General features: G+C 65.5%; 21 protein-coding genes. 17 read left to right on the plus strand and 4 right to left on the minus strand.

What is annotated here, in order from left to right; translation table 11 throughout:
* Positions 1 to 104: 104 nt before the first annotated feature.
* On the minus strand, positions 105 to 929 hold the full coding sequence (locus tag PKKP23_RS27325; protein WP_017772557.1) for an enoyl-CoA hydratase/isomerase family protein: 825 nt from the start codon (positions 927 to 929) through the stop codon (positions 105 to 107).
* A 98-nt stretch (positions 930 to 1,027) separates the two neighbouring features.
* Positions 1,028 to 2,020: a fumarylacetoacetate hydrolase family protein gene (locus PKKP23_RS27330; protein ID WP_126879208.1), complete on the minus strand. Its 993-nt coding sequence runs from the start codon at positions 2,018 to 2,020 to the stop codon at positions 1,028 to 1,030.
* A gap of 94 nt (positions 2,021 to 2,114) precedes the next feature.
* Here PKKP23_RS27330 and PKKP23_RS27335 point away from each other — a divergent pair, with 94 nt between their 5' ends.
* The 7 genes from PKKP23_RS27335 to PKKP23_RS27365 all read left to right on the plus strand — a co-directional run bounded on the left by PKKP23_RS27335 (position 2,115) and on the right by PKKP23_RS27365 (position 10,676).
* Positions 2,115 to 3,035, plus strand: a complete 921-nt coding sequence (locus tag PKKP23_RS27335; RefSeq protein WP_126879209.1) for an IclR family transcriptional regulator — start codon at positions 2,115 to 2,117, stop codon at positions 3,033 to 3,035.
* A gap of 314 nt (positions 3,036 to 3,349) precedes the next feature.
* Positions 3,350 to 4,762, plus strand: a complete 1,413-nt coding sequence (locus PKKP23_RS27340) for a DUF3108 domain-containing protein (RefSeq protein ID WP_240659159.1) — start codon at positions 3,350 to 3,352, stop codon at positions 4,760 to 4,762.
* Positions 4,763 to 5,023: 261 nt separating this feature from the next.
* Entirely contained in the window at positions 5,024 to 5,812 is a 789-nt protein-coding gene (pcaD, locus tag PKKP23_RS27345; protein WP_126879210.1) for a 3-oxoadipate enol-lactonase, read from the plus strand.
* A gap of 117 nt (positions 5,813 to 5,929) precedes the next feature.
* Positions 5,930 to 6,187 carry a BTH_I0359 family protein gene (locus tag PKKP23_RS27350; protein WP_017772551.1) on the plus strand — a complete coding sequence of 86 codons (258 nt, stop codon included), beginning with the start codon at positions 5,930 to 5,932 and terminating at the stop codon, positions 6,185 to 6,187.
* Positions 6,188 to 6,409: 222 nt separating this feature from the next.
* Positions 6,410 to 7,516 carry a homocysteine S-methyltransferase family protein gene (locus PKKP23_RS27355; RefSeq protein WP_017772550.1) on the plus strand — a complete coding sequence of 369 codons (1,107 nt, stop codon included), beginning with the start codon at positions 6,410 to 6,412 and terminating at the stop codon, positions 7,514 to 7,516.
* Between the two features lie 48 nt (positions 7,517 to 7,564).
* Positions 7,565 to 10,282: a methionine synthase gene (gene metH / locus PKKP23_RS27360; RefSeq protein ID WP_161978154.1), complete on the plus strand. Its 2,718-nt coding sequence runs from the start codon at positions 7,565 to 7,567 to the stop codon at positions 10,280 to 10,282.
* Between the two features lie 178 nt (positions 10,283 to 10,460).
* A complete protein-coding gene (locus PKKP23_RS27365; protein WP_017772548.1) occupies positions 10,461 to 10,676 on the plus strand; it encodes a hypothetical protein in 216 nt (71 codons plus the stop codon).
* A 107-nt stretch (positions 10,677 to 10,783) separates the two neighbouring features.
* Here the strand turns inward: PKKP23_RS27365 and PKKP23_RS27370 are convergent, their stop codons facing one another.
* On the minus strand, positions 10,784 to 11,110 hold the full coding sequence (locus PKKP23_RS27370) for a DUF1840 domain-containing protein (RefSeq protein WP_017772547.1): 327 nt from the start codon (positions 11,108 to 11,110) through the stop codon (positions 10,784 to 10,786).
* 464 nt (positions 11,111 to 11,574) lie between these two features.
* Here PKKP23_RS27370 and argS point away from each other — a divergent pair, with 464 nt between their 5' ends.
* From argS to PKKP23_RS27400, 6 genes are all read left to right on the plus strand, one after another.
* Positions 11,575 to 13,359 carry an arginine--tRNA ligase gene (gene argS, locus PKKP23_RS27375; RefSeq protein ID WP_126879211.1) on the plus strand — a complete coding sequence of 595 codons (1,785 nt, stop codon included), beginning with the start codon at positions 11,575 to 11,577 and terminating at the stop codon, positions 13,357 to 13,359.
* An 89-nt stretch (positions 13,360 to 13,448) separates the two neighbouring features.
* Complete coding sequence (locus PKKP23_RS27380; RefSeq protein ID WP_126879212.1) at positions 13,449 to 14,243, plus strand: SPOR domain-containing protein; 795 nt, start codon at positions 13,449 to 13,451, stop codon at positions 14,241 to 14,243.
* A 140-nt stretch (positions 14,244 to 14,383) separates the two neighbouring features.
* Positions 14,384 to 15,022 carry a thiol:disulfide interchange protein DsbA/DsbL gene (locus PKKP23_RS27385; RefSeq protein WP_017772544.1) on the plus strand — a complete coding sequence of 213 codons (639 nt, stop codon included), beginning with the start codon at positions 14,384 to 14,386 and terminating at the stop codon, positions 15,020 to 15,022.
* Positions 15,023 to 15,038: 16 nt separating this feature from the next.
* Positions 15,039 to 15,818 carry an SDR family oxidoreductase gene (locus PKKP23_RS27390; protein ID WP_126879213.1) on the plus strand — a complete coding sequence of 260 codons (780 nt, stop codon included), beginning with the start codon at positions 15,039 to 15,041 and terminating at the stop codon, positions 15,816 to 15,818.
* Between the two features lie 55 nt (positions 15,819 to 15,873).
* Positions 15,874 to 16,698: a helical backbone metal receptor gene (locus PKKP23_RS27395; RefSeq protein WP_126879214.1), complete on the plus strand. Its 825-nt coding sequence runs from the start codon at positions 15,874 to 15,876 to the stop codon at positions 16,696 to 16,698.
* 312 nt (positions 16,699 to 17,010) lie between these two features.
* A complete protein-coding gene (locus PKKP23_RS27400; RefSeq protein ID WP_017772541.1) occupies positions 17,011 to 18,603 on the plus strand; it encodes an ABC transporter substrate-binding protein in 1,593 nt (530 codons plus the stop codon).
* A 128-nt stretch (positions 18,604 to 18,731) separates the two neighbouring features.
* Here the strand turns inward: PKKP23_RS27400 and PKKP23_RS27405 are convergent, their stop codons facing one another.
* Entirely contained in the window at positions 18,732 to 19,802 is a 1,071-nt protein-coding gene (locus tag PKKP23_RS27405) for an MBL fold metallo-hydrolase (RefSeq protein WP_126879215.1), read from the minus strand.
* 241 nt (positions 19,803 to 20,043) lie between these two features.
* Between PKKP23_RS27405 and PKKP23_RS27410 the strand changes: the two genes are divergently transcribed.
* The 4 genes from PKKP23_RS27410 (at position 20,044) to PKKP23_RS27425 (ending at position 24,809) form a co-directional block, all read left to right on the plus strand.
* On the plus strand, positions 20,044 to 20,481 hold the full coding sequence (locus PKKP23_RS27410; protein WP_017772539.1) for a MerR family transcriptional regulator: 438 nt from the start codon (positions 20,044 to 20,046) through the stop codon (positions 20,479 to 20,481).
* A gap of 408 nt (positions 20,482 to 20,889) precedes the next feature.
* Positions 20,890 to 22,758 (plus strand): bifunctional isocitrate dehydrogenase kinase/phosphatase, encoded by a 1,869-nt coding sequence (aceK, locus tag PKKP23_RS27415; protein ID WP_126879216.1) that lies wholly within the window; start codon positions 20,890 to 20,892, stop codon positions 22,756 to 22,758.
* A gap of 85 nt (positions 22,759 to 22,843) precedes the next feature.
* Positions 22,844 to 23,614: a carbonate dehydratase gene (can, locus tag PKKP23_RS27420; protein WP_017772536.1), complete on the plus strand. Its 771-nt coding sequence runs from the start codon at positions 22,844 to 22,846 to the stop codon at positions 23,612 to 23,614.
* A complete protein-coding gene (locus PKKP23_RS27425) occupies positions 23,607 to 24,809 on the plus strand; it encodes an acetyl-CoA C-acetyltransferase (RefSeq protein WP_126879217.1) in 1,203 nt (400 codons plus the stop codon). The genes can and PKKP23_RS27425 overlap by 8 nt, the downstream gene beginning before the upstream one ends.
* Positions 24,810 to 24,829: the final 20 nt, after the last annotated feature.

Raw genomic sequence — 24,829 nt, forward strand, 5'->3', positions numbered from 1 at the left:
CCGATCATACAGCGCCGTCCCGCGCCGCAACGAACGGGGTTAGCCCTGAGCACCGCCGTGAGCGACCCGCGTGCAACGTCAGAACACGGTCACGCGAGGCTCGGTCAGAACGGATCGCCGCCCGGGAAATCCGGCGAACGCCGCTCGCGCAACGACTGAACGCCTTCGCGCACGTCGGGCCCGGAGAAGCCCATGAACTCGAGCGCGAGCGACGTATCGAATGCCGGCCCCGCTGAGCGCAGCCAGTTATTGAGCGCGTACTTCGTCCAGCGGATGGCGGTCTGTGACCCATCCGCAAGGCGCCTTGCCACCTCGAACGCCTTCGGCACAAGGTCGTTCTCGTCCACGGCGAGCGACACGAGCCCGATGCGCTCCGCTTCCTCGCCGCTCACCGGTTCGCAGAGCAGCAGGTAGTACTTCGCCTTCGCCATACCGCACAAAAGCGGCCAGACGATGGCCGCATGGTCGCCTGCCGCCACGCCGAGCCGGGTGTGTCCGTCGATGATGCGTGCCGTCTTCGACGCAATCGAAATATCGGCGAGCAGCCCGGCCACCAGACCGGCACCGACTGCCGGCCCATGCATGGCCGACACGACGGGCTTGCTGCAATTAATCACGTTGTAGACGAGGTCACGAGCCTCGCGCCACACGCGCGCCCGCACGTCGAAGTGCGTGGCCATGTCTTCCACGAGTTGCAGGTCGCCGCCCGCCGAAAAGCCCTTGCCTTCGCCGCGAATCAGCGCAACGCGCGCATCGGGATCGCGGTCGATGTCGCGCCAGATGTCGGCGAGTTCGCGGTGCATCTGCGCGTCTGCAGTGGCGAGCGCGCTGCGGTTCGCTCCCGCGCCGCTCATCACGACTTCGACGATGCCATGCGCGTGGCGCCTCACCTGCAGCGCGTGATAGTTGGCGTAGAACGGATCGTTCATGGCTGTCTCCTCGCTGGTTTTATCCGTGTGTCGCACCGTGAGCATCCACACGGCACACATCTATGCCGAAACCGCGGCGCGCCGCGCGCCGGCAACGCTCAGGCCGCGCCGTCGAGCGGCGCCACGGCCTGATCGATCGCGCCGAAAATCGACTTGCCCGCTTCGTCGAACATTTCGATCTTCACGCTGTCGCCGAACTTCATGAATTCGGTGCTGGGCGCGCCGTGCTCGATGGTTTCCAGGCACCGCTTCTCGGCGATGCAGCAGTAGCCGCGCTTCGCGTCCTTGTTCGATACCGTGCCCGAGCCGACGATGGACCCGGCGCGCACGTTGCGCGTCTTCGCCGCGTGTGCGATCAGTTGCCCGAAATGAAACACCATGTCGGTGCCGGCGTCGGGCTGCCCCACCTTGCGGCCGTTCCAGTGGACGATCATCGGCCGATGCAGGCGCCCCTCGCGCCAGTGCTCGCCCAGTTCGTCAGGCGTGACGGCGAGAGGCGCAAACGCCGTGGCAGGCTTGCTCTGGAAAAAGCCGAAGCCCTTCGCGAGTTCGGCGGGAATCAGGTTGCGCAGCGACACGTCGTTGGCAAGCGTAACGAGCCGCACGCCCTTGAGCGCCTGCTCGGGCGTCGCGCCCATTGGCACGTCGGACGTGATCACCGCGACCTCGGCTTCGAAGTCGATGCCATAGGACTCCGATGCGCACACGATGTCGTCAGTGGGGCCGATGAAATCGTCGCTGCCGCCCTGGTACATTAGCGGATCGGTCCAGAACTCCGGCGGCATTTCGGCGCCGCGCGCACGGCGTACGAGTTCGACGTGATTCACGTAGGCCGAACCGTCTGCCCACTGGAAGGCGCGCGGCAGCGGCGCCATGCAGTCTTTCGCGTTGAACGCGAAGGAATGGCGCGCGCGGCCATGGTTGAGCTGGTCGTACAGGTCACGCAGCTGCGGCGCGTAGAAGGCCCAGTCGTCGAGCGCGCGCTGCAGCGTGGGCGCAATCGCGTCGGCAATCGCGGCGGTTTGCAGGTCGCGAGAGACGACGATCAGCTGGCCGTCGCGGGTGCCGTCCTTCAGCGTGGCGAGTTTCATAGGCGGGCAATTGGGATGACGATAGAAGGAATGTATTCTACGATGGTGAACCGGTCCGCCCCACCTGGCCTCGCGGCCTATTCCATCAAGCTAGATGACATCACCTGCCCGCTCCGGCAAGCTTCGCATGTCTGCCGTATCTCCTGACGACACTGCCCGCGACGAGTCTGCTCACGAACTGGACGCCGCGGACCTCGCCGGCGAAGAGAGCGCCGAGCCCGGCGAAGAAAAGCTGCGCTCCGGCATTCAGTCCATCGAAGTCGGCTTCCGCCTGCTCGACGTGCTCACGCGCGAACCGCGCGCCATGATGCTGCGCGACCTCGCGCAGCGCGCGGGCATGAGCCCGGCCAAGGCGCATCGCTACCTCGTGAGCTTTCAGCGTCTGGGCGTGGTAGCGCAGGACCCACTCTCCGGACGCTACGAGCTGGGCGGCTTCGCGCTGCAACTGGGACTCGCGAGGCTCGCGCGCGTGGACGGCGTGAAGCTTGCGCGACTCGCCCTCGCCGAACTGCGGGACGCGCTGGACATCACGGTGGGCATCGCAGTGTGGGGCAACCAGGGGCCGACCGTCGTGCACTGGATGGAGTCGACCCATCCGGCCAAAGCGGCGCTCAAGCTCGGCGACGTGATGCCGTTGCTCAGCTCCGCCACCGGTCTGCTGTTCGCCGCGTATCTGCCGCGCAGCAAGACCGAGGCGATGATCGCGCGCGAACTGGCCGACGCGCGGCATTCGTCGCATGCCGGCGCGCCGCGCACGCCGGAAGACGTCGAACGGGTGCTCGCCGAAGTACGCGCACATAAAGGCGCGCGAGTGGAAGGCATGCTGCTGCCGACCATCCACGCGTTCTGCACGCCCGTGTTCGACTCGGCCGGCGACCTTGCGCTCGGGCTGATCGCGCTGGGCCACGAAGGGTCGTTCGACATCGGCTGGAACGGTGCGGTGTACACGGCGCTGCGCGAGTGCGCACAGAAGATTTCGTACGAGCTCGGATATAGTCCGACGGCGAGAGCGTAGCGTGAGCGGCACGAGGGCCCGATGTGACGAATAGCCAGCTGTAGCGGCCGCGGTACAGGATTCGGCTCACATGCGGCGGCATCGTCCGGGGGAACACGGCTCGCGGCGTCGCGGTCGAACGGTTTTCCGCCGGACGGGATCACTACCCCGGGAATTCCCTCGTGGATCGGCAAGCCAGACCAAACCGTATCCGCGAGGCGCAGCCGCCCATCGCGCCGGTACGTTGCGCCGCGGCTCGCTCATTGCCACACCGTCCACCTGCAGCAAGTTCGCCACTTTTACGTTTTTCGCACCCGCAGCCACAGACCGTTTCGATGTCGTCCCCATCCGTCGCTCAAGGCGCCGCCTCTCTCACTGCCACCGCCCGCGCCCGCGCGCGTCGTCCGTGGCGCTGGCTGGCGGCGCTTGCCGTTGTGAGCGCGCTGCACTGGATCGCCGCGCAATGGGTGGAACGTAACCGCGATACGTTCATTGCGCCGGAAACGCAGCGCGTACCGGTGCAGGTGCAACTGCTCAAACCCGAGCGCGTGGAGCAGACTCCGGCGGGCTCCACGGCGAAGGGAGCAGCACCCGCCGCGCCGGCGAAGGCCCAGGCAACGCAGCATCGACGAAGCGAGCATGTGCTTACCGCCGTCCGCCCACAGAGTGCACAGCCGGCGCGGCGAACGGCCCCGGCCGCGGAGAAGGCGCCAGAAACAGCCACAGCGCCCGAAGCCGCATCGTCTCCCGCTGCGGCATCCGCGTCCGCGGCAGGCGCCGGCATAAACGCGGACGCCGCATCCGGTGCGGCAGCCAACGGCGCGCAGGGCTCCGGCGCGGCGGCATCGGGCGGCGTGAAGTTCTCTGTGCCGCCCTCGGGCGACCTTCAGTACGACACCTTCTACAACGGCGTGCGCAACCAGACCGGCACCTTGCACTGGACGAGCGACGGCCAACACTACGAAATGGTGATTGCCGTGCCGCTGCCGTTCGTCGGCACGTTTCGCTGGACGAGCCACGGCCACGTGGACGCGTTCGGACTCGCGCCGGACCAATACATCGAACAGCGCGGCCGCCGGCCCGAAGACGTCACCGTCTTCAACCGCGAGCAGAAGCAGATCGTCTTTACTCGCACGCCCAACTCGCTGGCGTTGCCGGACGGCGCGCAGGACCGCTTCAGCATGGTGATGCAGCTGGCAAGCCTCGTGCGCGGTGACCCCGACGCCTACAAGCCCGGTGTCACCCGCGAGTTCTACGTCGCCGACAACGACAGCGGCGAAACCTGGCCTATCGAAACAATCGGAGACGAGACCATCCGCACGGCGCAGGGCTTCGTGACCGCGCGGCACTTCATGCGCCTGCCGCGCCATGAGGGTGATCGGCGGCGAATCGACGTGTGGCTTGCGCCGTCGCTGGGCTGGCTGCCCGCGCGGCTCATGCAGACCGAGCCAAACGGCAGCGAAATCGAGTTGGTGTGGCATGGCAACGCGAAGGCGCCGTCCGTGGATGCAACACCAACGGGCGGGGCAGGCAGCGCGGCCGATACACCGGCAGGAGCGTCGGCACAACCGGACGACGAGGGCACGTCGCCCGGCGCAACCTCCAGCCAGTCCCAGCCCGACGCTGGGCAGCCGGCAGCGGCACAGAACGCGTTGCCGCCTGACCCCACTCAAGCCACGCAGCCTGCGCCGACCGCTCCGCCGTCGCCCATATCGCCAGCCACCACGAATAGCAGCGCAAAACCCTGAGCGACACACTCGCGCAACCAGCATCCTCAACGCGCACTGTCACCCGCCTCTTCCGCCCGCTCAACGCAACGCGCCGCGAGTCATGTGCCAGACCGAGCAATCCCTCGAACGCGCGAGGAACCTTCTCGCGCCAGAACCCCTCGCACCACACTGAAGCCCGGCGGGCGGAGCATCGGAGCGGCCCAGCACGCTTCACGCGTCGCCACGATAATGGCGTTCACAGGCGGTTCCTTTCATCGTTCATACGTGACGGAGCAAAGCATGCAAGTGACGATCAACGGCATAGAAACGCGCTACGTGCTGGACAACGAAGGCGGCGGCCCGTGGCTCACGTTCGTGCATCAACTGGGCGGCGACCTCTCGGTGTGGGATCAACTCGCCGGCTATTTTCGCGACGACTACACCGTGCTGCGCTACGACCTGCGCGGGCACGGCGCATCGGCGGTGCCAGACGAGCCCTTCAGCGTCGCGGATCTCGCCGCCGACCTGGCCGCGCTGCTCGATGCGCTCGGCGCCCCGTCCACGCACCTGGTCGGCCTCTCGCTGGGCGGCATGACGGCTCAGCACTTCGCGCTCGATTACCCGTCGAAGGTCGAAACACTGACGCTTGCGGACACGCTAAGCCGCACCCCGCCCGAAAACCGCGCGCTGTGGGACGAACGCGCCGCCACGGTGCGCCGCGAAGGCGTCGCGGGGCTCGTGCCCGCGACGCTCGAACGGTGGCTCACGGCGGACTTCCGGCGGGCGCACCCGGAAGTCGTCGAGCAGATACGCGAGGTCATGACGCAAACGTCTGCGCAAAGCTACGCCTTCGCCTGCGAAGCGTTGCGCGACTTCGACGTGCACGCGCGACTGGGCGACATCCGCATCCCGACGCTCGCTGTGGCGGGCCGCTATGACCCGGGCACGCCGCCTGCGGCAACGCAAGCCATGGCAGGCGCGATCCCGGGCGCACGTTTCGAGGTGCTGGAAGCGGCCCATCTCGCGCCCATCGAGCAATCCCACCGATTTGCAGCCTTGCTGGAAACGTTTCTTGAGACAAGGGTCTAAGATTCAGAAGTGGAAATTTTTACGCGGCAGTCTGGGCCTCCCCTTGAATTGCACAGCGGGCGCTCCACTTACGGGGTGAGGCAAAAACGCCAGGAGCACAGAAAGAGGAGTGTCGCCATGCAAATGATCTACAACAGCCCTAACTATTGCGTCGTCGAGTTTCCGCCGCAGGACGGTCACCTCGCCATGAAGGCAGGCGGCTATGAGATCGTCGACAAGAACGCGCGGCGCGAAATCTTCATCGACGGCGAAATGGCGGCACAGTTTCGCGAGCACGTGCAGAAGCTGATTGAAGGCGAACCGTCGCTGGACGAAGTCGACGAATTCCTCGGCCAGTTCGACAGCCTGATGCTGCAGCCCGTCATCCTCCACTGACAAGGCATCGCACGCGCCGGCACGGCGTGCGACCGCCCCGGAAACCCCCATCCGCCTGTGCGCGGATGGGGGTTTCCTTTTTCCAGCGCTTGCAGGGCCTTGGCCGCCGCTGTGCGGCAAGCCGCCGCGGCTGCCGCTACAATCTCTAGTTTCCCGAAGTTCGCGCGCAATGTCCGCGCGAAAATGCGCCTTCGAACGCCCGATTCCGACTCCGAGTCCGCCATGAACCAGCCCGCTTCTGCCGCTTCGAATGCAGCCACGAACGCCGCAACCCGCCCTGCCGCCGTGGCCCGCCAGGACGCACCGTACACGCGCGGCGCGGCCCTGCCCGCCCTGCTCGCGTCGCGCATCCTGATTCTCGATGGCGCGATGGGCACCATGATCCAGCGCTACAAGCTCGACGAAGCAGCCTATCGCGGCGAACGCTTCAAAGACTATCCGCGCGACATCAAGGGCAACAACGAACTGCTGTCGATCACGCAGCCGGCCATCATCAGCGAGATTCACGAGCAGTATCTGGCCGCGGGCGCGGACATCATCGAAACCAATACGTTTGGCGCAACGAAGGTCGCCCAGGCCGATTACGGCATGGAAGACCTCGCCGCCGAAATGAACCTCGCGTCGGCGAAACTGGCGCGCGCGGCCTGCGACAAGTACTCGACGCCCGACAAGCCGCGCTTCGTCGCGGGCGCAATCGGACCGACGCCGAAGACAGCGAGCATCTCGCCCGACGTCAACGACCCCGGCGCGCGCAACGTCACCTTCGAAGAACTGCGCACCGCGTACTACGAGCAGGCGCAGGCGCTGCTGGACGGCGGCGTCGATCTGTTCCTCGTGGAAACGATCTTCGACACGCTGAACGCCAAAGCCGCGCTCTTCGCACTCGACCAGCTGTTCGACGACACCGGCGAGCGCCTGCCCATCATGATCTCGGGCACCGTCACAGACGCCTCGGGCCGCATCCTCTCCGGCCAGACGGTGGAAGCCTTCTGGAACTCGCTGCGTCACGCGCGGCCGCTCACGTTCGGCCTCAACTGCGCGCTGGGCGCGGCGCTGATGCGTCCGTATATCGCCGAACTCTCGAAGCTCTGCGACACCTACGTGTCGTGCTACCCGAACGCGGGCCTGCCCAATCCGATGAGCGATACGGGCTTCGACGAAACGCCGGCCGACACGTCGGGGCTCCTCAAGGAATTCGCGCAGGCGGGCCTCGTCAACATCGCGGGCGGCTGCTGCGGCACGACCCCCGAGCACATCGCCGCCATCGCCAAGGCGCTCGCCGACGTGAAGCCGCGCCGCTGGCCGGGCCAATATCGCGACGCGGCGTGATTCCACGCGCTACCTGACAAGACGCCACCCACGAGACACCTTCACGCCATGACCGATCACACCCTGCGCCTCTCCGGCCTCGAGCCGTTCAACGTCACGTCCGGCACGCTGTTCATCAACGTGGGCGAGCGCACCAACGTGACGGGCTCCAAAGCCTTCGCCCGCATGATCCTGAACGGCCAGTTCGATGAAGCGCTCGCGGTGGCGCGCCAGCAGGTCGAAAACGGCGCGCAGGTCATCGACATCAACATGGACGAAGCGATGCTCGATTCGAAAGCGGCCATGGTGCGCTTTCTGAACCTCATCGCGTCGGAGCCCGACATCGCGCGGGTGCCCATCATGATCGACTCGTCGAAGTGGGACGTGATCGAAGCGGGTTTGCAATGCGTGCAGGGCAAGGCCATCGTGAATTCGATCTCGCTGAAGGAAGGCGAGGAGGCGTTCCGCCATCACGCGAAGCTGATTCGCCGCTACGGCGCAGCGGCCGTGGTGATGGCCTTCGACGAAAAAGGCCAGGCCGACACGTTCGAGCGCAAGACGCAGATCTGCCGCCGCTCGTACGAAGTGCTCGTGAACGAAGTGGGCTTTCCGCCCGAAGACATCATCTTCGACCCGAACATCTTCGCCATCGCCACGGGCATTGAAGAGCACAACAACTACGCCGTGGATTTCATCGAAGCCACGCGCTGGATCAAGCAGAACCTGCCGTACGCGAAGGTGAGCGGCGGCGTGTCGAACGTGTCGTTCTCGTTCCGCGGCAACGACCCCGTGCGCGAAGCCATTCACACCGTGTTCCTCTACTACGCCATCAAGGCCGGCATGGACATGGGCATCGTCAACGCGGGCCAGCTCGGCGTGTACGAAGACCTCGACACCGAGTTGCGCGAGCGCGTGGAAGACGTCGTGCTGAACCGCCGGCCCGATGCGACCGACCGCCTGCTCGAAATCGCCGACCGCTTCAAGGCCGGCGCCGCGAAGAAGGAAGAGAACCTCGAGTGGCGCAACCAGCCGGTCGAGAAGCGCCTCGCGCACGCGCTCGTGCTCGGCATCACGAATTTCATCGTGGAAGACACCGAGGAAGCGCGCGTGAAGATCGCCGAGGCGGGCGGGCGACCGATCAACGTGATCGAAGGCCCGCTCATGGACGGCATGAACATCGTGGGCGACCTCTTCGGGCAGGGCAAGATGTTCCTGCCGCAGGTGGTGAAGTCGGCGCGCGTGATGAAGCAGGCGGTGGCGCACCTGATCCCGTTCATCGAGGAAGAAAAGAAGAAGCTTGCCGAAGCGGGCGGCGACGTGCGCGCGAAAGGCAAGATCGTGATCGCCACGGTGAAGGGCGACGTGCACGACATCGGCAAGAACATCGTCTCCGTCGTGCTCCAGTGCAACAACTTCGAGGTGGTCAACATGGGCGTGATGGTGCCCTGCAACGAGATCCTCGCGAAGGCGAAGGTGGAAGGTGCGGACATCGTCGGACTCTCGGGGCTCATCACGCCGAGCCTCGAGGAAATGGCCTACGTCGCTTCGGAAATGCAGCGCGACGACTATTTCCGCGTGAAGAAGATTCCGCTGCTGATCGGCGGTGCCACGACTTCGCGCGTGCATACCGCCGTGAAGATCGCGCCCAACTACGAAGGGCCCGTGGTGTACGTGCCGGACGCGTCGCGCTCGGTGTCGGTCGCGTCGAACCTGCTTTCGGACGAAGGCGCCGCGAAGTACCTCGACGATCTGAAGGCTGACTACGAACGCATCCGCACCCAGCACGCGAACAAGAAGGCGCAGCCGCTCGTCACGCTCGCCGAGGCGCGCGCGAACAAGACGAAGATCGACTGGGCGCATTACCAGCCGGTGAAGCCGAAGTTCCTCGGCCGGCGCGTGTTCCGCAACTACGACCTCAACGAGCTGGCCCAGTACATCGACTGGGGGCCGTTCTTCCAGACCTGGGATCTCGCGGGCCGCTATCCGGACATCCTGAATGACGAGATCGTGGGCGAGTCGGCGCGCAAGGTGTTCTCGGACGCGAAGTCGATGCTCGCGCGGCTGATCCAGGGACGCTGGCTTACGGCGAACGGCGTAATCGCGCTGCTGCCGGCGAACACGGTGAACGACGACGACATCGAGATCTACACCGACGAGTCGCGCTCCGAAGTTGCCCTCACGTGGCGCAACCTGCGCCAGCAGAGCGTGCGGCCCGTGGTGGACGGCGTACAGCGCCCGAACCGGTCGCTCGCGGACTTCATCGCGCCCAAAGACTCCGGCGTGGCCGACTACATCGGACTCTTTGCCGTGACAGCCGGCATCGGTGTCGACAAGAAGGAAGCGCAGTTCGTCGCCGATCACGACGACTACAGCGCCATCATGCTAAAGGCGCTCGCGGACCGCTTCGCCGAAGCCTTCGCCGAAGCGATGCACGCCCGCGTGCGGCGCGACTTGTGGGGCTACGCCGCGGACGAGTCGCTTGCGAATGACGACCTGGTCGCCGAAAAGTACCGCGGCATCCGCCCCGCGCCGGGCTACCCCGCTTGCCCGGACCACCTCGTGAAGCGCGACATGTTCGCGCTCCTTCAGGCGGAAGAAGTGGGCATGAGCGTGACCGAGTCGCTCGCGATGCTGCCTGCGGCCAGCGTGTCGGGCTTCTATCTCGCGCATCCGGACAGCACGTACTTCTCGGTGGGCAAGATCGGCGAAGACCAGCTCGAGGACTACGCCCGGCGCATGTCGCTTTCGAAGCAAGACGCAAGCCGCGCGCTGGCGCCGCTACTGTAGGTCTGTTGACGTGAAGCGCGCGGGCTCCGCATATCGCTCACGAAAGCCTGAATATTTGCGGTCGCAAAAATTTCGGCTTTGTAGACTGGTTGCGCAGTACGTCTTCGCCGCGCGCTCAGGACACAACGGACCGCCAACGCGTCGGCCATCCATGCAACCGTCAACGGAGAAAAATCGTATGAAGAAGCTGACGCTGATGTTGACTGCGCTTGCGCTTGCAGGCGGGAGCTTGCCGGCCTTCGCCCAGCAGGCGACGCCGGGCGAAGCGAGCGCGGTGAGCAGCTATTCGCCACCGCGCCAGAAACATGTGAAGAAGCCGAAGAAGAAAAAGATGAAGCATGGTGCTTCGGCTGCCGCGACCGCGGAACCCGCTGCGCCTGCCGCCAGCCAGTAACGGATGAGCCCGCACAGCCTGAAGCCGCACAACGTAACGCTAGTGTCATAACGTCACATTGCAAAAGAGCCCGCTCCATGGAGCGGGCTCTTTTCATGTGGGCTGCGTCAGATGCCCCACACGATATCGGACTGTTCCTTGTGCGCGGCTCGCAGCATATCGAGGAACGGATACGCACGCTGCGCAAGCCCGATGGGAATCTCGTGCGGCTCGTGACCGTCTTCGCCCTCGTGGAAATGTCCGTCGTGCTCGGCACGCTCGCGCTTGTCCGTGGCGATTGCCGCTTCAAGCTTCGTGATGGCCGGTTCGAGCTGATCGTGCGTGATCACGCCTTGCTTGTCGAGCCGTTTGCCGATAATGCCGAGCAGGTACTGCGCCAGATTTTCCAGCATCGTGACATCCGGCGACGCATGGCATTTGAAAGTAATCAGCATGACTGCTCCCCTTCTCATTTTGTTGAACCTCGTGCGGCCCGCGCAAGCGGCATCGGCCGGTATCATGCAACGGCGAGATGCCCCTCTGCGGCTCGTCGCGGGCGTCGTATTGGACATATTAGCACCTGCTAAAATCCCTCTGAACGGAAAACCGAACGGCCGCCGTGCAGCACGCAAGCGTTGCCGGACGCCCGGAGCATAGGCGGCATACGGCTCACCCTCGTCGGCACGCAGGTCTGCATGCTGCACGGCAAGTCGGCCTGAAGCGCCTTCGCTCGCAGGGCTCATGCAACCGCTCGGGCGATCGCTCAGGCAGTTGCCTGGACAGCCAGCCGCTCAGACAACGGCGCGCAGTTGTCCGCGTCCCGCGCGAGCGCCGCAGCGCCCGCTTTCCACCCATTCGTGACGGCCCGGCCACGCAACGCCGGCCGCAGCCGATTACCCGCATAGGACCTGCAACAAGCATGCTGCCCGCACAAAAACAGACTCTCGAAACGCTGTTCGCCGACGCGGTCAAGAAAGTGGCCGACGCAACCCAAGGCGCGGCAGACGCCGCGTTCGTCGCCCCCGCCATCGCCCTTGAACGCCCGAAGGTGGCTGCCCACGGCGACGTGGCCTGCAATGTCGCCATGCAACTGGCCAAGCCGCTGCGCGCGAATCCGCGACAACTTGCCCAGCAGATCGTCGATGCCATCGTGGCAAGCGCCGCCGCGAAGGGTCTTGTCGAACACGCCGAAGTGGCAGGCCCTGGCTTCATCAACCTGCGTCTCACCGCGGATGCGAAGCGCGCCGTGATCGGCGCGGTGTTCACCGAACGCGACGCCTACGGCCGCGCGCAGCGCGAAGCCGGCAAGCGCGTGCTGGTCGAGTTCGTGTCGGCGAACCCCACGGGTCCGCTGCACGTGGGACACGGTCGCCAGGCCGCGCTAGGCGACGCTATTTCGAACGTGCTGGCCTCGCAGGGCTACGCCGTGCATCGCGAGTTCTACTACAACGATGCCGGCGTGCAGATCCAGAATCTCGCCGTCTCCACGCAAGCGCGCGCCCGCGGCCTGAAACCGGGCGACGCGGGCTGGCCCGAAGCGGCCTACAACGGCGAGTACATCGCAGAGATCGCGCGCGACTTCATGGCGGGCGAAACCGTCTCGGCCAAGGACGGCGAGCCGGTTAAGGGCACAGGCGACGTCGAAGACCTCGACGCGATCCGCCGCTTCGCCGTGGCCTATCTGCGCCACGAGCAGGACATGGACCTCCAGGCGTTCGGCGTGAAGTTCGACCAGTACTACCTGGAGTCGTCGCTCTACACCGAAGGTCGCGTGGAAAAGACCGTCGAGGCGCTGATCAAGACCGGCGAGACCTACGAGCAGGACGGCGCGCTGTGGCTGCGCACCACCGACTACGGCGACGACAAGGACCGCGTGATGCGCAAGTCCGACGGCACCTACACCTACTTCGTGCCCGACGTCGCCTATCACGTGACCAAGTGGGAACGCGGCTTCACGAAGGTCATCAACATTCAGGGCTCGGACCATCACGGCACCATCGCGCGCGTGCGCGCGGGCCTGCAGGGGCTCGGCGTCGGCATTCCGAAGGGCTACCCCGACTACGTGCTGCACAAGATGGTCACCGTCATGCGCGACGGTCAGGAAGTGAAGATTTCGAAGCGCGCGGGCAGCTACGTGACCGTGCGCGATCTGATCGAATGGTCGGGCGGCGCGACACCGGGCTCGGAAACGGCGCCCGATCTGCTCGACGAGGCCACCATCCGCCGCGGCCGCGACGCCGTGCGCTTCTTCCTGATCTCGCGCAAGGCCGACACGGAATTCGTGTTCGACATCGACCTCGCGCTGAAGCAGAACGACGAGAACCCGGTCTATTACGTGCAGTACGCGCACGCGCGGATCTCGTCGGTGCTCAACGAGTGGAAGTCGCGCCATAACGGCGACGAGTCGGCGCTGCCGAATATCGACCTCACGCCGCTCGCGAGCGAACGCGCGCTCGCGCTCGTGGCCAAACTCGCCGAGTATCCCGACATGCTCACGCACGCCGCCGACGAACTCGCGCCGCACGCGGTGGCCTTCTACCTGCGCGAACTCGCCGCGGAGTTTCACTCGTTCTACAATGCCGAACGCGTTCTCGTCGACGACGCGCAGGAGCGCGATGCGCGCATCGCCCTGCTCGCGGCCACACGCCAGGTGCTTGCCAACGGCCTTGCCATGATCGGCGTATCGGCACCCGAGCGCATGTAAGTTCCCGACGTCACACAAGTGGCAACACGTGGCCGCCGCGACGAACGGCGGCCCTCCCAGGATTCTTTTGTTCGCAGGTGATTCAAACGATGGCCAAACCACGCCGCACTACAAGTCAGTCGAAACAGACCGGGGGAACGTTTCTCGGTATCGTGCTGGGCCTGATTGTCGGCCTCGCGATCGCGGTGGTGGTGGCGCTCTACATCACGCGCGCGCCCTCGCCGTTCGTCGCGAAGGTGGCGCCGCCGGCGGCTTCCGATACGGGCGCAAGCGGCGCACAGCAGTACGATCCGAACCGCTCGCTGCAGGGCAAGACCCCCGGCCAGCCGGTGCCGCAGGCCGCACAACCCGCGCCGCCCAACACGGCGCCGGGCCAGAGCACGAGCCAGTCGCAGTCCGGCATGCTGGAGGAACCGCAGATCGTCGAAGTGCCGCCGTCCAGCGCGCCGGCTGCCGCCAACAACGGCGTCGCCGTGCCGCCGAAGCCCGCCACGGACAACAACGCCGCCCAGCCCGCACAGAAACCGGCCGGCAACACCGCACAGCTGGCGAACAATCCGCCGCCCAAGGCTCCCGCGGTAATGCCGAAGCCCGCTCCGGCCTCGCCCGCCCAGCAGGGCGCCGCGCCCGCCGCAGGGGACGCGAACACCGGCTATTTCCTCCAGGTGGGCGCCTACAAGACTGCCGCCGACGCCGAGCAGCAGCGCGCGCGCCTCGCGTTCCAGGGTTTCGAATCGAAGGTCACGCAGCGCGACGCGGGCGGCATCACGTATTACCGGGTGCGCATCGGGCCGTTTTCGAAGTTCGACGACATGAACACCACGCGCCAGCGGTTGTCCGACGCGGGAATCGACACGGCCGTCATCCGTTTCACGAAACAGTAACGCTTTCGATGCGCCGGCCGCTGAACCCGGCGCGGTCGGCACCGGTCTGAGTACTGCACGGGCGGCGCGCAGCGAACGCACCCTGAGCGCCCCCTGAGCACTAACGCGTGCCAACACATGCCAACGTGGGTCACAAGGAAATGAAAAAACTCTTTAGCGCACTGTTTCTTTCTCTTTCGATCGTCGCCGTCGGCGCGCAGGCAAGCCCCGCCGCGCCGGTGGCCGGCACGGACTACAGCGTCCTGAAGACGCCGCAGCCGGTGGACGTACCGGCCGGCAAGATCGAGGTCACCGAATTCTTCTGGTACGGCTGCCCGCACTGCAACGAGTTCGAGCCGTATCTGGAAGCGTGGGTCAAGAAGCAGGGCCCGGACGTGGTATTCAAGCGTGTGCCGGTGGCGTTCCGCGACGACTTCCTGCCGCACTCGAAGCTCTATCACGCGCTGGACGCGCTGGGCGTCGAACCGCAACTCACGCCGAAGGTCTTCAACGAGATCCACGTGAACCGCGACTACCTGCTCAAGCCCGAAGACCAGGCGAAGTTCCTCGCGAAGAACGGTGTGGATCCGAAGAAGTTCATGGATGCCTACAACTCGTTCTCCACGCAAAGCGCTCTGCAACGCGACAAGAAGATGATCGCGGACTACAACATCGACGGCGTGCCGACGCTTGCCGTGCAAGGCAAGTACGAGACCGGCCCCGCGATGACGAACAGCCTGCCCGGCACGCTCCAGGTGCTGGACTACCTGATCGGCCAGATTCGCGCCAAGAAGATGTAAGCGCCGAAGCGCCGGCATGAGCTCACCTCTCAAGGTCTTCATCACCGGCGCTTCGAGCGGCATTGGCCTCGCGCTTGCCGCCGAATATGCGCGGCGCGGCGCGACTCTCGGCCTTGTCGCCCGCCGTGGCGACGCACTCGCCAGCTTCCGCCAGGCGCACCCGTCCCACCCCATCGCCATTTACGCCGTCGACGTGCGCGACGAGGCTGCGCTCGCCAGCGCCGCGCAGCGGTTCATGGCCGACTACGGCTGTCCCGACGTGGTCATCGCCAACGCAGGCGTGAGCCGCGGCGCGATCACCGGCCACGGCGACCTCAAGACGTTCCGCGACGTCATGGACGTCAACTACTACGGCATGGTCGCCACCTTCGAGCCATTCGCGGCCGCCATGGTGGCCGCGAGGCACGGTACGCTGGTCGGCATTGCCAGCGTGGCAGGCGTACGCGGCTTGCCTGGCTCGGGGGCCTACAGCGCGTCCAAGGCGGCGGCGCTCAAATACCTCGAAGCGCTGCGCGTGGAGATGCGCCCGCATGGCGTGGCCGTCGTCACCATTGCGCCCGGCTACATCCGCACGCCGATGACGGCGCACAACCCCTATCGCATGCCGTTCCTCATGGACGTGGACCGTTTCGCGGCGAAGGTCGCGGACGCCGTCGCCCGCAAAACGCGCTTCGCCGTGTTCCCGTGGCAGATGCGCGTGGCGGCCGCGCTGCTGCACGGGCTGCCGCGCGCGATCTACGATCGCGTCTTCGAAAAGGCGCCGCGCAAACCACGCGCGGGCGACGCGGGCCAATAGGCGCATGGGCTCGCCAGCAACGGCCGGCCCTCCTGTGTCGGCGCTCGCGGCTAGCATGCAGGCCGGCGTCAACGGTGCCACGGTTGACGCAGCCGGTGCCGAACACAGCCGCGCCGGCCCCGGTGCCCGCATCGTCTCCCTCGTTCCCAGCATCACCGAATTGCTGTTTGCGCTTTCGCTCGACGCACAGATCGTCGGACGCACGGGCTTCTGCATTCACCCGCGCGAGCGCGTGCACCGCGTGCCGAAGGTCGGCGGCACGAAAGCCGTCAAGATCGACGCCGTTCGCGCGTTGCGGCCCACGCACGTCATCGTCAACATCGACGAAAACGAAGCGCACACGGTGGATGAACTGCGCCGCTTCGTGCCGCACGTCGTCGTCACGCATCCGCTCGCGCCGCACGACAATCTCACGCTGTACCGGTTGCTTGGCGCCATCTTCGATCGCGAGCGAGAAGCCGAAACGCTCTGCGCGGCGCTGCAGGCACGGCTCGATGCAGTGGCGGCACGCGCATGGCCGGAACAGCACGTGCTCTACGTCATCTGGCGCGAGCCGTGGATGACCGTAGCGCGCGACACCTACATCGCCGCCATGCTCGGGCTCGTGAACTGGCAGACACAGCCCGTGAGGTATGGCGGCGCCGCTGGTGCCGCACGCTATCCGACCTTCGATTTCGACGCGCCCTGGCTCGCAGACGTAGACCGCGTGCTGCTGTCGAGCGAGCCCTACCGCTTCACCCTGGCCCACGCAGATGCCTTGCGCCACGACCCAAGGCTCGCCGGCAAGCGTGTTGGGTTGATCGATGGCGAGTTCGTCTCGTGGTACGGCTCGCGGGCAATCGCGGGCATCGAGTATCTGATGAACTTCGCCTCGGCCTGACACAAGCTCGCTTCCTCACGTTCGGTGGGCCCGCGCGCCGCTGGGCTTTGCTTGCCTCAAACCCTCGCGCAGTTCGTAGCTTGTGCCCGACCGCCGCGCATAACCATATGCCGATTGGACGGGTTGTCGCCGCAATATCCCTTCGATAAGCTTGCCGGGCTGGAATCGCTTGAATCCGCAGACAGGCTGCTGCGCCAGCCAGGCGCTGCATCGCAGGCTGCCCCCGCAGGCGTGGCCGGCCCGAACGTGCGATGCTTCGCTTGCACCATGAACCAGACGAACTGCCTGACCACGACTGTTATGGGAGAACCTATGCGCCTCAGACTGCCCGCCGCCTTGCTGCCCCTGCTCGTGGCTGTGCCAGCGCTAGTACTGGCCAAACCGCTCACGGTGTGCACGGAGTCGAGCCCGGACGGTTTCGACGTCGTCCAGTTCAACTCGCTCGTTACGACGAACGCCTCGGCCGACGTGATCTTCAACCCGCTCGTCTCATACGACGAGGCCGCGAAGAAGGTCGTGCCGGCGCTCGCCGACAAGTGGGAAGTCAGCGACGACGGCCTCACCTACACGTTCCATCTGCGCCCGAACGTGCAGTTCCAGACCACGGACTACTTCAAGCCCAACCGTCCGCTCAATGCCGACGACGTCGTCTTCACGTTCACCCGCATGCTCGACGACAGCAACCCGTGGCACAAGGTGACGGGGCCGAGCGGTTTTCCGCACGCACAGTCGATGGGCCTCACGAAGCTGATCAAGTCGGTATCCAAGGTGGACGACAGCACCGTGAAGTTCGAACTCAACGAGCCGAACGCCACGTTCCTGCCCATCCTGACAATGGGCTTCGCGTCGATCTATTCGGCCGAGTATGCCGACCAGCTGCTCAAGGCCGGCAAGCAGACGGACCTCAACGCGAAGCCGATCGGCACCGGGCCGTTCGTGCTGAAGAGCTACACGAAAGACGCGCTGATCCGCTATGAGGTGAACCCCACGTACTGGGGGCCGAAGCCGAAGATCGACCGCCTGATTTACGCCATCACGCCTGACGCCGCGGTGCGCGCGCAGAAGGTCAAGGCCGGCGAATGCCAGATCGCACTCTCCCCGAAGCCTCAGGACGTTGCCGACGCGAAGAACGAGAAGTCACTGAAGGTCGTGCAGACGCCCGCCTTCATGACCGCCTTCGTCGCGCTGAACACAGAGAAGAAGCCGCTCGACAACCAGAAGGTTCGCCAGGCGCTGAACCTCGCCTTCGATCGCGCCACTTATCTCAAAGTCGTCTTCGACAACACCGCGATACCTGCCGCGAACCCGTGGCCGCCCAACACGTGGAGCTACGACAAGGGCATCCAGCCGTATCCGCACGACATCGCCAAAGCCAAACAGCTGCTCGCGGAGGCCGGTCTGCCGAACGGTTTCTCGACCACGATCTGGGTCCGGCCAACCGGTAGCGTGCTGAACCCGAATCCGAAAGCCGGCGCGGAACTGCTGCAGGCCGACTTCGCGAAGATCGGCGTGAAAGCGGACGTGAAAGTGATCGAATGGGGCGAGCTGATCAAGGAAGCGAAGCAGGGGCAGCACGACACCCTCTTCATGGGCTGGGCCGGCGATAACGGCGACCCCGACAACTATCTGTCGCCGCTCTTCAGCTGCAATGCCGTGAAGTCGGGCATCAACTTCGCGCGTTACTGCGACCCGCAACTCGACAAGCTGATCGCCGAAGGCAAGACGACAGCTGACCTCGGCAAGCGGACCAAGGCCTACGAGGCCGCGCAAAAGATCATCCACGACGAGGCGTTGTGGATTCCGCTCGGCTATCCCACGGCTGCGGCGATTACGCGGGCGAACGTCAGCGGCTATCAGGTCAGCCCGTTCGGGCGGCAGAACTTCGGGAACGTGGTGGTGCAGTAACGCTCACACGGCCCTGGCAGCGTCGGGACGGAGTTGCCAGGGCTGGGTCGGGATGGAGCTGCCCGGCCCGGGCCAGCGTCAGCCTCAAGCCCGATACAAGCTGGACCCAAGCGGAATCCAGGCTGACTTCAAGCCGCGAAGCGGATCACCCCGTCGTCGCCCTGCTCGCGCTTGAGTTCGCCCGCCAGCCACAGCAGATGCAAGTGCGCGAGCGCTTCGCCCATCGCGAAGGTCATCTGGTGAATGTCCAGCTCGCGCTTGAACATCAGCGGGACGATGTCGGCCGCGCTGCACGGCGCCTTTTCACAGGCCTCGCGCACTTCGGCAAGCCGCGCGTCGTGGTGCGCCCGCAATTGGCCAATACGCGTGTGCAGTCCGCGGAACGGCTTGCCGTGCGAGGGCAGCACGAGCGTGTCCGCCGGCATGGGCTCGTAACGGCCCAGCGACTCGAGATACAGCGCGAGCGGGTTGCCTTCGGGCTCGATGTCGAACACCGAAACGTTGGTGGAAATGCGCGGCAGCACCATGTCGCCGGAAATCAGCACGCCCGCCTCTTCACAATGCAGCGCGCAATGCTCGGGCGAATGGCCGAAGCCCGTCACCACGCGCCAGCTACGTCCGCCAATGCGCACTTTGTCGGCCTCGCGCAGCCGCCGATATTGGCTCGGAATAGCCGGCACGAGGCTCGAGTAGTAGCTGCGACGGCTGCGCAGTTTTTCCAGCGATGCTTCGTCGGCGAGGCCATGGCGCGCGAAGTGCCGCGCGGCGCCCTCGCCGCCCGCATTCGAGCCGTCCCCTGCGCCCATCACGCGGCCCAGCATGTATTCGCCCAAGGTGATCCACAGCCGCACGTTCCAGCGCTCGCGCTCGCCGCCGTTGCACAGCCAGTGTGCGAGCCCGAGATGGTCCGGGTGGCAGTGCGTGACGAGCACGCGCAACAGCGGCAAACCCTCCAGCACGCTATCGAACACGCTTTCCCAGTGCGCCTTGATCGTGTCCGACGCGATGCCGCAGTCGATCACCGTCCAGCCACGCTGTCCGTCGATTTCATCGCGCAACAGCCAAAGATTGATGTGATCGAGCGCGAACGGCAGCGGCATGCGCAGCCAGAACACGCCCGGCGCGACTTCGAACACACTGCCGGGCTCGGGCAGCGTGTCCGCAAAGGGATAGTTGAGCTGGTGTTCGAGTGCATTCATCGCGGGTCTCTTCTCCTTTCTCCTGCCTGGCTGCGTCGATCGGCCTGGTTGCCGGCTTGCCTGCCGGCTCATTCCGCCGCCTCGCGCCAGGTTGCGCAAGTCTCAAGTTGACGATAACGTAAACGTCGATTCTATCGTTCATTTGGACCCACGTGCCGGCCGCTACCCGGCCGTTACCCGGCGGCTACCCAGTCCTACCCAGCCGCCCAACGTGCCGCGCCGGTCCGACGACTTCCGAGCCATGACCACCCAGTACACGATCACCGAGCTTGCCCGCGAATTCGACGTCACACCCCGCGCCATCCGGTTCTACGAGGACCAGGGCCTGCTCTCGCCCAGTCGCGAGGGGGCGAGCGGCCTGCGGCGCGTCTATTCGGGACGCGATCGCACGCGCCTCAAGCTGACGCTGCGCGGCAAGCGACTTGGTTTCACGCTCTCGGAAATTCGCGATCTGCTCGACCTGTACGAATCGCCGACCGACACCCTTCCCCAGCTCCAGGCGTTTCTCGCCACGGTGGTGCGCCACCGCGAGGTGCTCGAACGGCAACGCGAAGACCTGAACGCGACGCTCGAAGACCTCGCGCAGTACGAAGCGCAGGCGCGGACGCTGCTGGAAGGCAACCGGCACAAAGGCGAACGCGGCACGGAAGCCGCCACGTCCTCGGGCGAGACCCGCTGAACCCGCTGACCCAGGAACGAACCCGAACTGGAAAACCGCGCGCCTGCGAGCGCAAGGCACCGACAGGAGATAGCAGCAAACCAACAGGCACCCAAGGCCCGCCACCAGGGAACAAGACGAGGAAACAGCGGCAAGCAGACGGGCGGGCGGCGCACCTCGGCACAGGCCCCAGCCCACGCCGCCGCGAGCGCTCGGTTACAGGGTAGTCAGCACTGGCGCGTGCCGCGCCGTTCGCGCACGATGCCATCAAGATGGCGCGCGATGGCCGAAAGAAGCCGCCACGGCCGGCCAGGTGCGCGCAGAACGAAGCGCGCAAAAGCAGCCAAAACAAAAGGCCGCGAATAGCCCGGACACTCGCGGACGATACAATCCCGTGTGTCCTCACGACATGGAACATGCACGGTCGACATGAATCATTTTCCCAAACTGCTGTCGTCGCAGATCGGTTTCGACCTCGCGCAAACCATGCTCGAAGGCTTCGATCGGCACTACCGGATCTTCCGCGACGCAGCCATCCGTGCAAAAGAGCTGTTCGAAGCCGGCGACTGGCATGGCCTGCAGCGTCTCGCGCGCGAGCGCATCACATCGTATGACGAGCGCGTGGAAGAATGCGTCGAGTTGCTCGAAGACGAATACGACGCCGAGAACATCGACGACGAAGTCTGGCAGCAGATCAAGCTCCACTACATCGGCCTGCTCACGCGCCACCAGCAGCCGGAGTGCGCCGAGACGTTCTTCAATTCGGTCTGCTGCAAGATCCTGCACCGCTCGTATTTCAACAACGACTTCATTTTCGTGCGGCCCGCCATCTCGACGGAGTACATCGAGAACGACGAGCCCGCCGCGAAGCCCACCTACCGCGCCTACTATCCCGGCAAGGACGGGCTCGCCGCCACGCTCGAGCGCGTCGTCACGAACTTCCAGCTGGAGCCGCCGTTCGAAGACCTCACGCGCGACGTCGGCTGCCTGATGCAGGCCATTCACGACGCGTTCGGCGAATTCGAAGAAGCCGCGAACTTCCAGATTCACGTGCTTTCGTCGCTGTTCTTCCGCAACAAGGCGGCTTACATCATCGGGCGCATCATCAACGGCGAAGTCATGCTGCCGTTCGCCGTGCCCATCCGCCATGCGAAGCCCGGCATGCTCACGCTCGATACCGTGCTGCTCAAGCGTGAGCAGCTGCTCATCATCTTCAGCTTCTCGCACTCGTACTTCCTCGTGGACATGGAAGTGCCCTCGGCCTACGTCGAGTTCCTGCGCACCATCATGCCGGGCAAACCGAAGGCGGAAATCTATACGTCGGTGGGTCTGCAGAAGCAGGGCAAGAACCTGTTCTACCGCGACCTGCTGCATCACCTCTCGCATTCGAGCGACCAGTTCATCGTCGCGCCCGGCATCAAGGGCCTCGTGATGCTGGTGTTCACGCTGCCGTCGTTCCCTTACGTGTTCAAGCTCATCAAGGACGCGTTCCCGCCGCCCAAAGAGACCACGCGCGAGCAGATCGTCGCGAAGTACCAGCTGGTGAAGCGGCACGACCGGCTGGGCCGCATGGCCGACACGCTCGAATATTCGAGCGTCGCGCTGCCGGTGTCGCGCCTCGACGACGCGCTCATCAAGGAACTGGAAACCTACGCGCCCTCGATGATCGAGTACGAGGGCGACAACCTCGTGATCCGCCACGTCTACATCGAGCGCCGCATGGTGCCGCTCAATATCTACCTGCAAAACGGCACCGACGAGCAGGTGGAACACGCGGTGAAGGAATACGGCGACGCGGTGAAAGAGCTGATGCAGGCGAACATCTTCCCGGGCGACATGCTCTACAAGAACTTCGGCGTGACGCGCCACGGCCGCGTGGTGTTCTACGACTACGACGAGATCGAGTACCTCACCGACTGCAACGTGCGCGCCGTGCCCGCGCCGCGCAACGAGGAAGACGAACTCTCCGGCGAGCCGTGGTACGCCGTCGGCCCGCACGACATCTTCCCGGAAACCTACGGCACGTTCCTGCTGGGCGACACGCGCGTGCGGCAATACTTCCTCGCGCACCACGCCGACTTCTTCACGCCCGAACTCTGGCAAAGGCACAAGGACCATCTGCTGAAGGGCGAGTTGCCCGACTTTTTCCCGTACGACCAGAGCATCCGCTTCTGCGTACGTTATCCCGAGCGCTTCGTCGGCGCCGGGGGCCACGTGGGTCAGGCATCGAACCTGCCCACGCAGCCCGCAGCGGCCACGGCCAATACAGCCGACGAAGCCGCCGTGAAGGTGGCATGACCGCCATGCGCGCGCTCTACGCCACCTTCTTTCAGCCTCAACCGGTGGGCCGCCCCCGCGGCCCCGAAACACCAATCGAGTCATCATGAGCACGACTTCTCCAGACCATCCGCTCTCACATCTGTTCGACAACAACCGGAAGTGGGTTGCCTCGAAGCTCGCCGCCGACCCGCAATACTTCTCGCGCCTCGCCGACCAGCAGGCGCCCGAGTATCTGTGGATCGGCTGTTCCGATTCGCGGGTGCCCGCCAACCAGATCATCGGCCTGCCGCCGGGCGAGGTGTTCGTCCACCGCAACATCGCCAACGTGGTGGTGCACTCGGACCTCAACTGTCTTTCGGTGATCCAGTTCGCCGTCGACCTGCTGAAGGTCAAGCACATCATGGTGGTGGGCCACTACGGCTGCTCGGGCGTGGGCGCGGCGCTGCACGGCCGGCGCGTGGGTCTCGCGGACAACTGGCTGCATCACGTGCAGGACGTGCGCGCCAAGCACGCGGCCCTGCTCGAAGAATGGCCCATCGGCGAAGCGCGCCACCGGCGGCTCGTGGAACTCAACACCATCGAGCAGGTGCTCAACGTCTGCCGCACCACCATCGTCAACGACGCGTGGGCGCGCGGCCAGTCGCTCACCGTTCACGGCTGGGCCTACGGCGTGCATGACGGCCGCGTGCGCAACCTCGGCATGACCATTTCGTCGGCCGATCAGCTCGACGAGACGTATCAGCGCTGCGTGAGCGGCGCCACGACCAGCCACGCCCACGAAACCGACAACGACGTGGTGGCCGCCGATGCCGCGAAGCTCGGCGACGTACCCGCCGTCGTACAAGGCGTTATCAAGGAGCTCAAACATGAGTGAAATGAACGGGACAACACGCGATCCGGTCGTCATCGTGGCGGCCGCGCGCACGCCGATGGCGGCGTTCCAGGGCGAGTTCGCCACGCTCACGGCGCCGCAGCTTGGGTCCGCGGCAATTGCGGCAGCCGTCGAGCGCGCGGGCCTTACGCCCGAGCACGTCGACGAGGTCATCATGGGCTGCGTGCTGCCCGCGGGCCAAGGCCAGGCGCCGGCGCGCCAGGCGTCGCTGGGCGCCGGACTGCCGCTGTCGGCGGGCTGCACGACGGTCAACAAGATGTGCGGCTCGGGCATGCGCGCGGCCATGTTCGCGCACGACATGCTGCTCGCCGAATCGGCGCAGGTGATCGTGGCAGGCGGCATGGAGAGCATGACCAACGCGCCGTACCTGCTGCCGAAGGCGCGCGCCGGCATGCGCATGGGCCACGGTCAGGTGATCGATCACATGTTCTACGACGGCCTTGAAGACGCATACGAGAAAGGCCGCCTGATGGGCACGTTCGCCGAGGAATGCGCGGCGTCGTTCGACTTTTCGCGCGAGCAGCAGGACGCGTTCGCCATCGAATCGTTGAAGCGCGCGAAGCGTGCGAACGAAGACGGCTCCTTCGCGTGGGAGATCGCGCCGGTCACGGTGGAAAGCCGCAAGGGCGAAGTGCGGGTGGAACGCGACGAACAGCCGTTCAAGGCCAACATCGAGAAGATTGCGAGCCTCAAGCCCGCGTTCAGCAAGACCGGCACGGTGACGGCGGCGAATTCGTCGTCCATTTCGGACGGTGCAGCCGCGCTCGTCATGATGCGGGCGTCGACGGCCGCGCGCCTCGGTCTCTCGCCGCTCGCACGCGTGGTGGGCCACACGACCTTCGCGCAGGAACCCGCGAAGTTCACCACGGCGCCGGTGGGCGCCATCCGGCGTCTCTTCGACAAAAACGGCTGGCACGCGGGCGACGTCGATCTCTACGAGATCAACGAGGCCTTCGCCGTGGTCACGATGGCCGCCATGAAGGAGCACGGGCTGCCGCACGACAAGGTGAACATCAACGGCGGCGCGTGTGCGCTGGGGCATCCTATCGGCGCATCGGGTGCGCGCATCGTCGTTACGCTGATCGGCGCGTTGCGTCAGCATGGATTGAAGCGCGGGGTGGCAAGCCTGTGCATCGGCGGTGGCGAGGCCACGGCCATGGGCATCGAACTCGTGTGAGTGCAAGCGAACCCGTACGC

Source organism: Paraburkholderia kururiensis JCM 10599 = LMG 19447 (assembly GCF_003986935.1).
Classification (GTDB): domain Bacteria; phylum Pseudomonadota; class Gammaproteobacteria; order Burkholderiales; family Burkholderiaceae; genus Paraburkholderia; species Paraburkholderia kururiensis.

Excerpts from the sequence above, each read along its gene's own strand:
- PKKP23_RS27325 (WP_017772557.1), bottom strand. The coding sequence starts at position 929 with ATGAACGATCCGTTCTACGCCAACTATCACGCGCTGCAGGTGAGGCGC.
- PKKP23_RS27330 (WP_126879208.1), bottom strand. The coding sequence starts at position 2,020 with ATGAAACTCGCCACGCTGAAGGACGGCACCCGCGACGGCCAGCTGATC.
- PKKP23_RS27335 (WP_126879209.1), top strand. The coding sequence starts at position 2,115 with ATGACATCACCTGCCCGCTCCGGCAAGCTTCGCATGTCTGCCGTATCT.
- PKKP23_RS27340 (WP_240659159.1), top strand. The coding sequence starts at position 3,350 with ATGTCGTCCCCATCCGTCGCTCAAGGCGCCGCCTCTCTCACTGCCACC.
- pcaD (WP_126879210.1), top strand. The coding sequence starts at position 5,024 with ATGCAAGTGACGATCAACGGCATAGAAACGCGCTACGTGCTGGACAAC.
- PKKP23_RS27350 (WP_017772551.1), top strand. The coding sequence starts at position 5,930 with ATGCAAATGATCTACAACAGCCCTAACTATTGCGTCGTCGAGTTTCCG.
- PKKP23_RS27355 (WP_017772550.1), top strand. The coding sequence starts at position 6,410 with ATGAACCAGCCCGCTTCTGCCGCTTCGAATGCAGCCACGAACGCCGCA.
- metH (WP_161978154.1), top strand. The coding sequence starts at position 7,565 with ATGACCGATCACACCCTGCGCCTCTCCGGCCTCGAGCCGTTCAACGTC.
- PKKP23_RS27365 (WP_017772548.1), top strand. The coding sequence starts at position 10,461 with ATGAAGAAGCTGACGCTGATGTTGACTGCGCTTGCGCTTGCAGGCGGG.
- PKKP23_RS27370 (WP_017772547.1), bottom strand. The coding sequence starts at position 11,110 with ATGCTGATTACTTTCAAATGCCATGCGTCGCCGGATGTCACGATGCTG.
- argS (WP_126879211.1), top strand. The coding sequence starts at position 11,575 with ATGCTGCCCGCACAAAAACAGACTCTCGAAACGCTGTTCGCCGACGCG.
- PKKP23_RS27380 (WP_126879212.1), top strand. The coding sequence starts at position 13,449 with ATGGCCAAACCACGCCGCACTACAAGTCAGTCGAAACAGACCGGGGGA.
- PKKP23_RS27385 (WP_017772544.1), top strand. The coding sequence starts at position 14,384 with ATGAAAAAACTCTTTAGCGCACTGTTTCTTTCTCTTTCGATCGTCGCC.
- PKKP23_RS27390 (WP_126879213.1), top strand. The coding sequence starts at position 15,039 with ATGAGCTCACCTCTCAAGGTCTTCATCACCGGCGCTTCGAGCGGCATT.
- PKKP23_RS27395 (WP_126879214.1), top strand. The coding sequence starts at position 15,874 with ATGCAGGCCGGCGTCAACGGTGCCACGGTTGACGCAGCCGGTGCCGAA.
- PKKP23_RS27400 (WP_017772541.1), top strand. The coding sequence starts at position 17,011 with ATGCGCCTCAGACTGCCCGCCGCCTTGCTGCCCCTGCTCGTGGCTGTG.
- PKKP23_RS27405 (WP_126879215.1), bottom strand. The coding sequence starts at position 19,802 with ATGAATGCACTCGAACACCAGCTCAACTATCCCTTTGCGGACACGCTG.
- PKKP23_RS27410 (WP_017772539.1), top strand. The coding sequence starts at position 20,044 with ATGACCACCCAGTACACGATCACCGAGCTTGCCCGCGAATTCGACGTC.
- aceK (WP_126879216.1), top strand. The coding sequence starts at position 20,890 with ATGAATCATTTTCCCAAACTGCTGTCGTCGCAGATCGGTTTCGACCTC.
- can (WP_017772536.1), top strand. The coding sequence starts at position 22,844 with ATGAGCACGACTTCTCCAGACCATCCGCTCTCACATCTGTTCGACAAC.
- PKKP23_RS27425 (WP_126879217.1), top strand. The coding sequence starts at position 23,607 with ATGAGTGAAATGAACGGGACAACACGCGATCCGGTCGTCATCGTGGCG.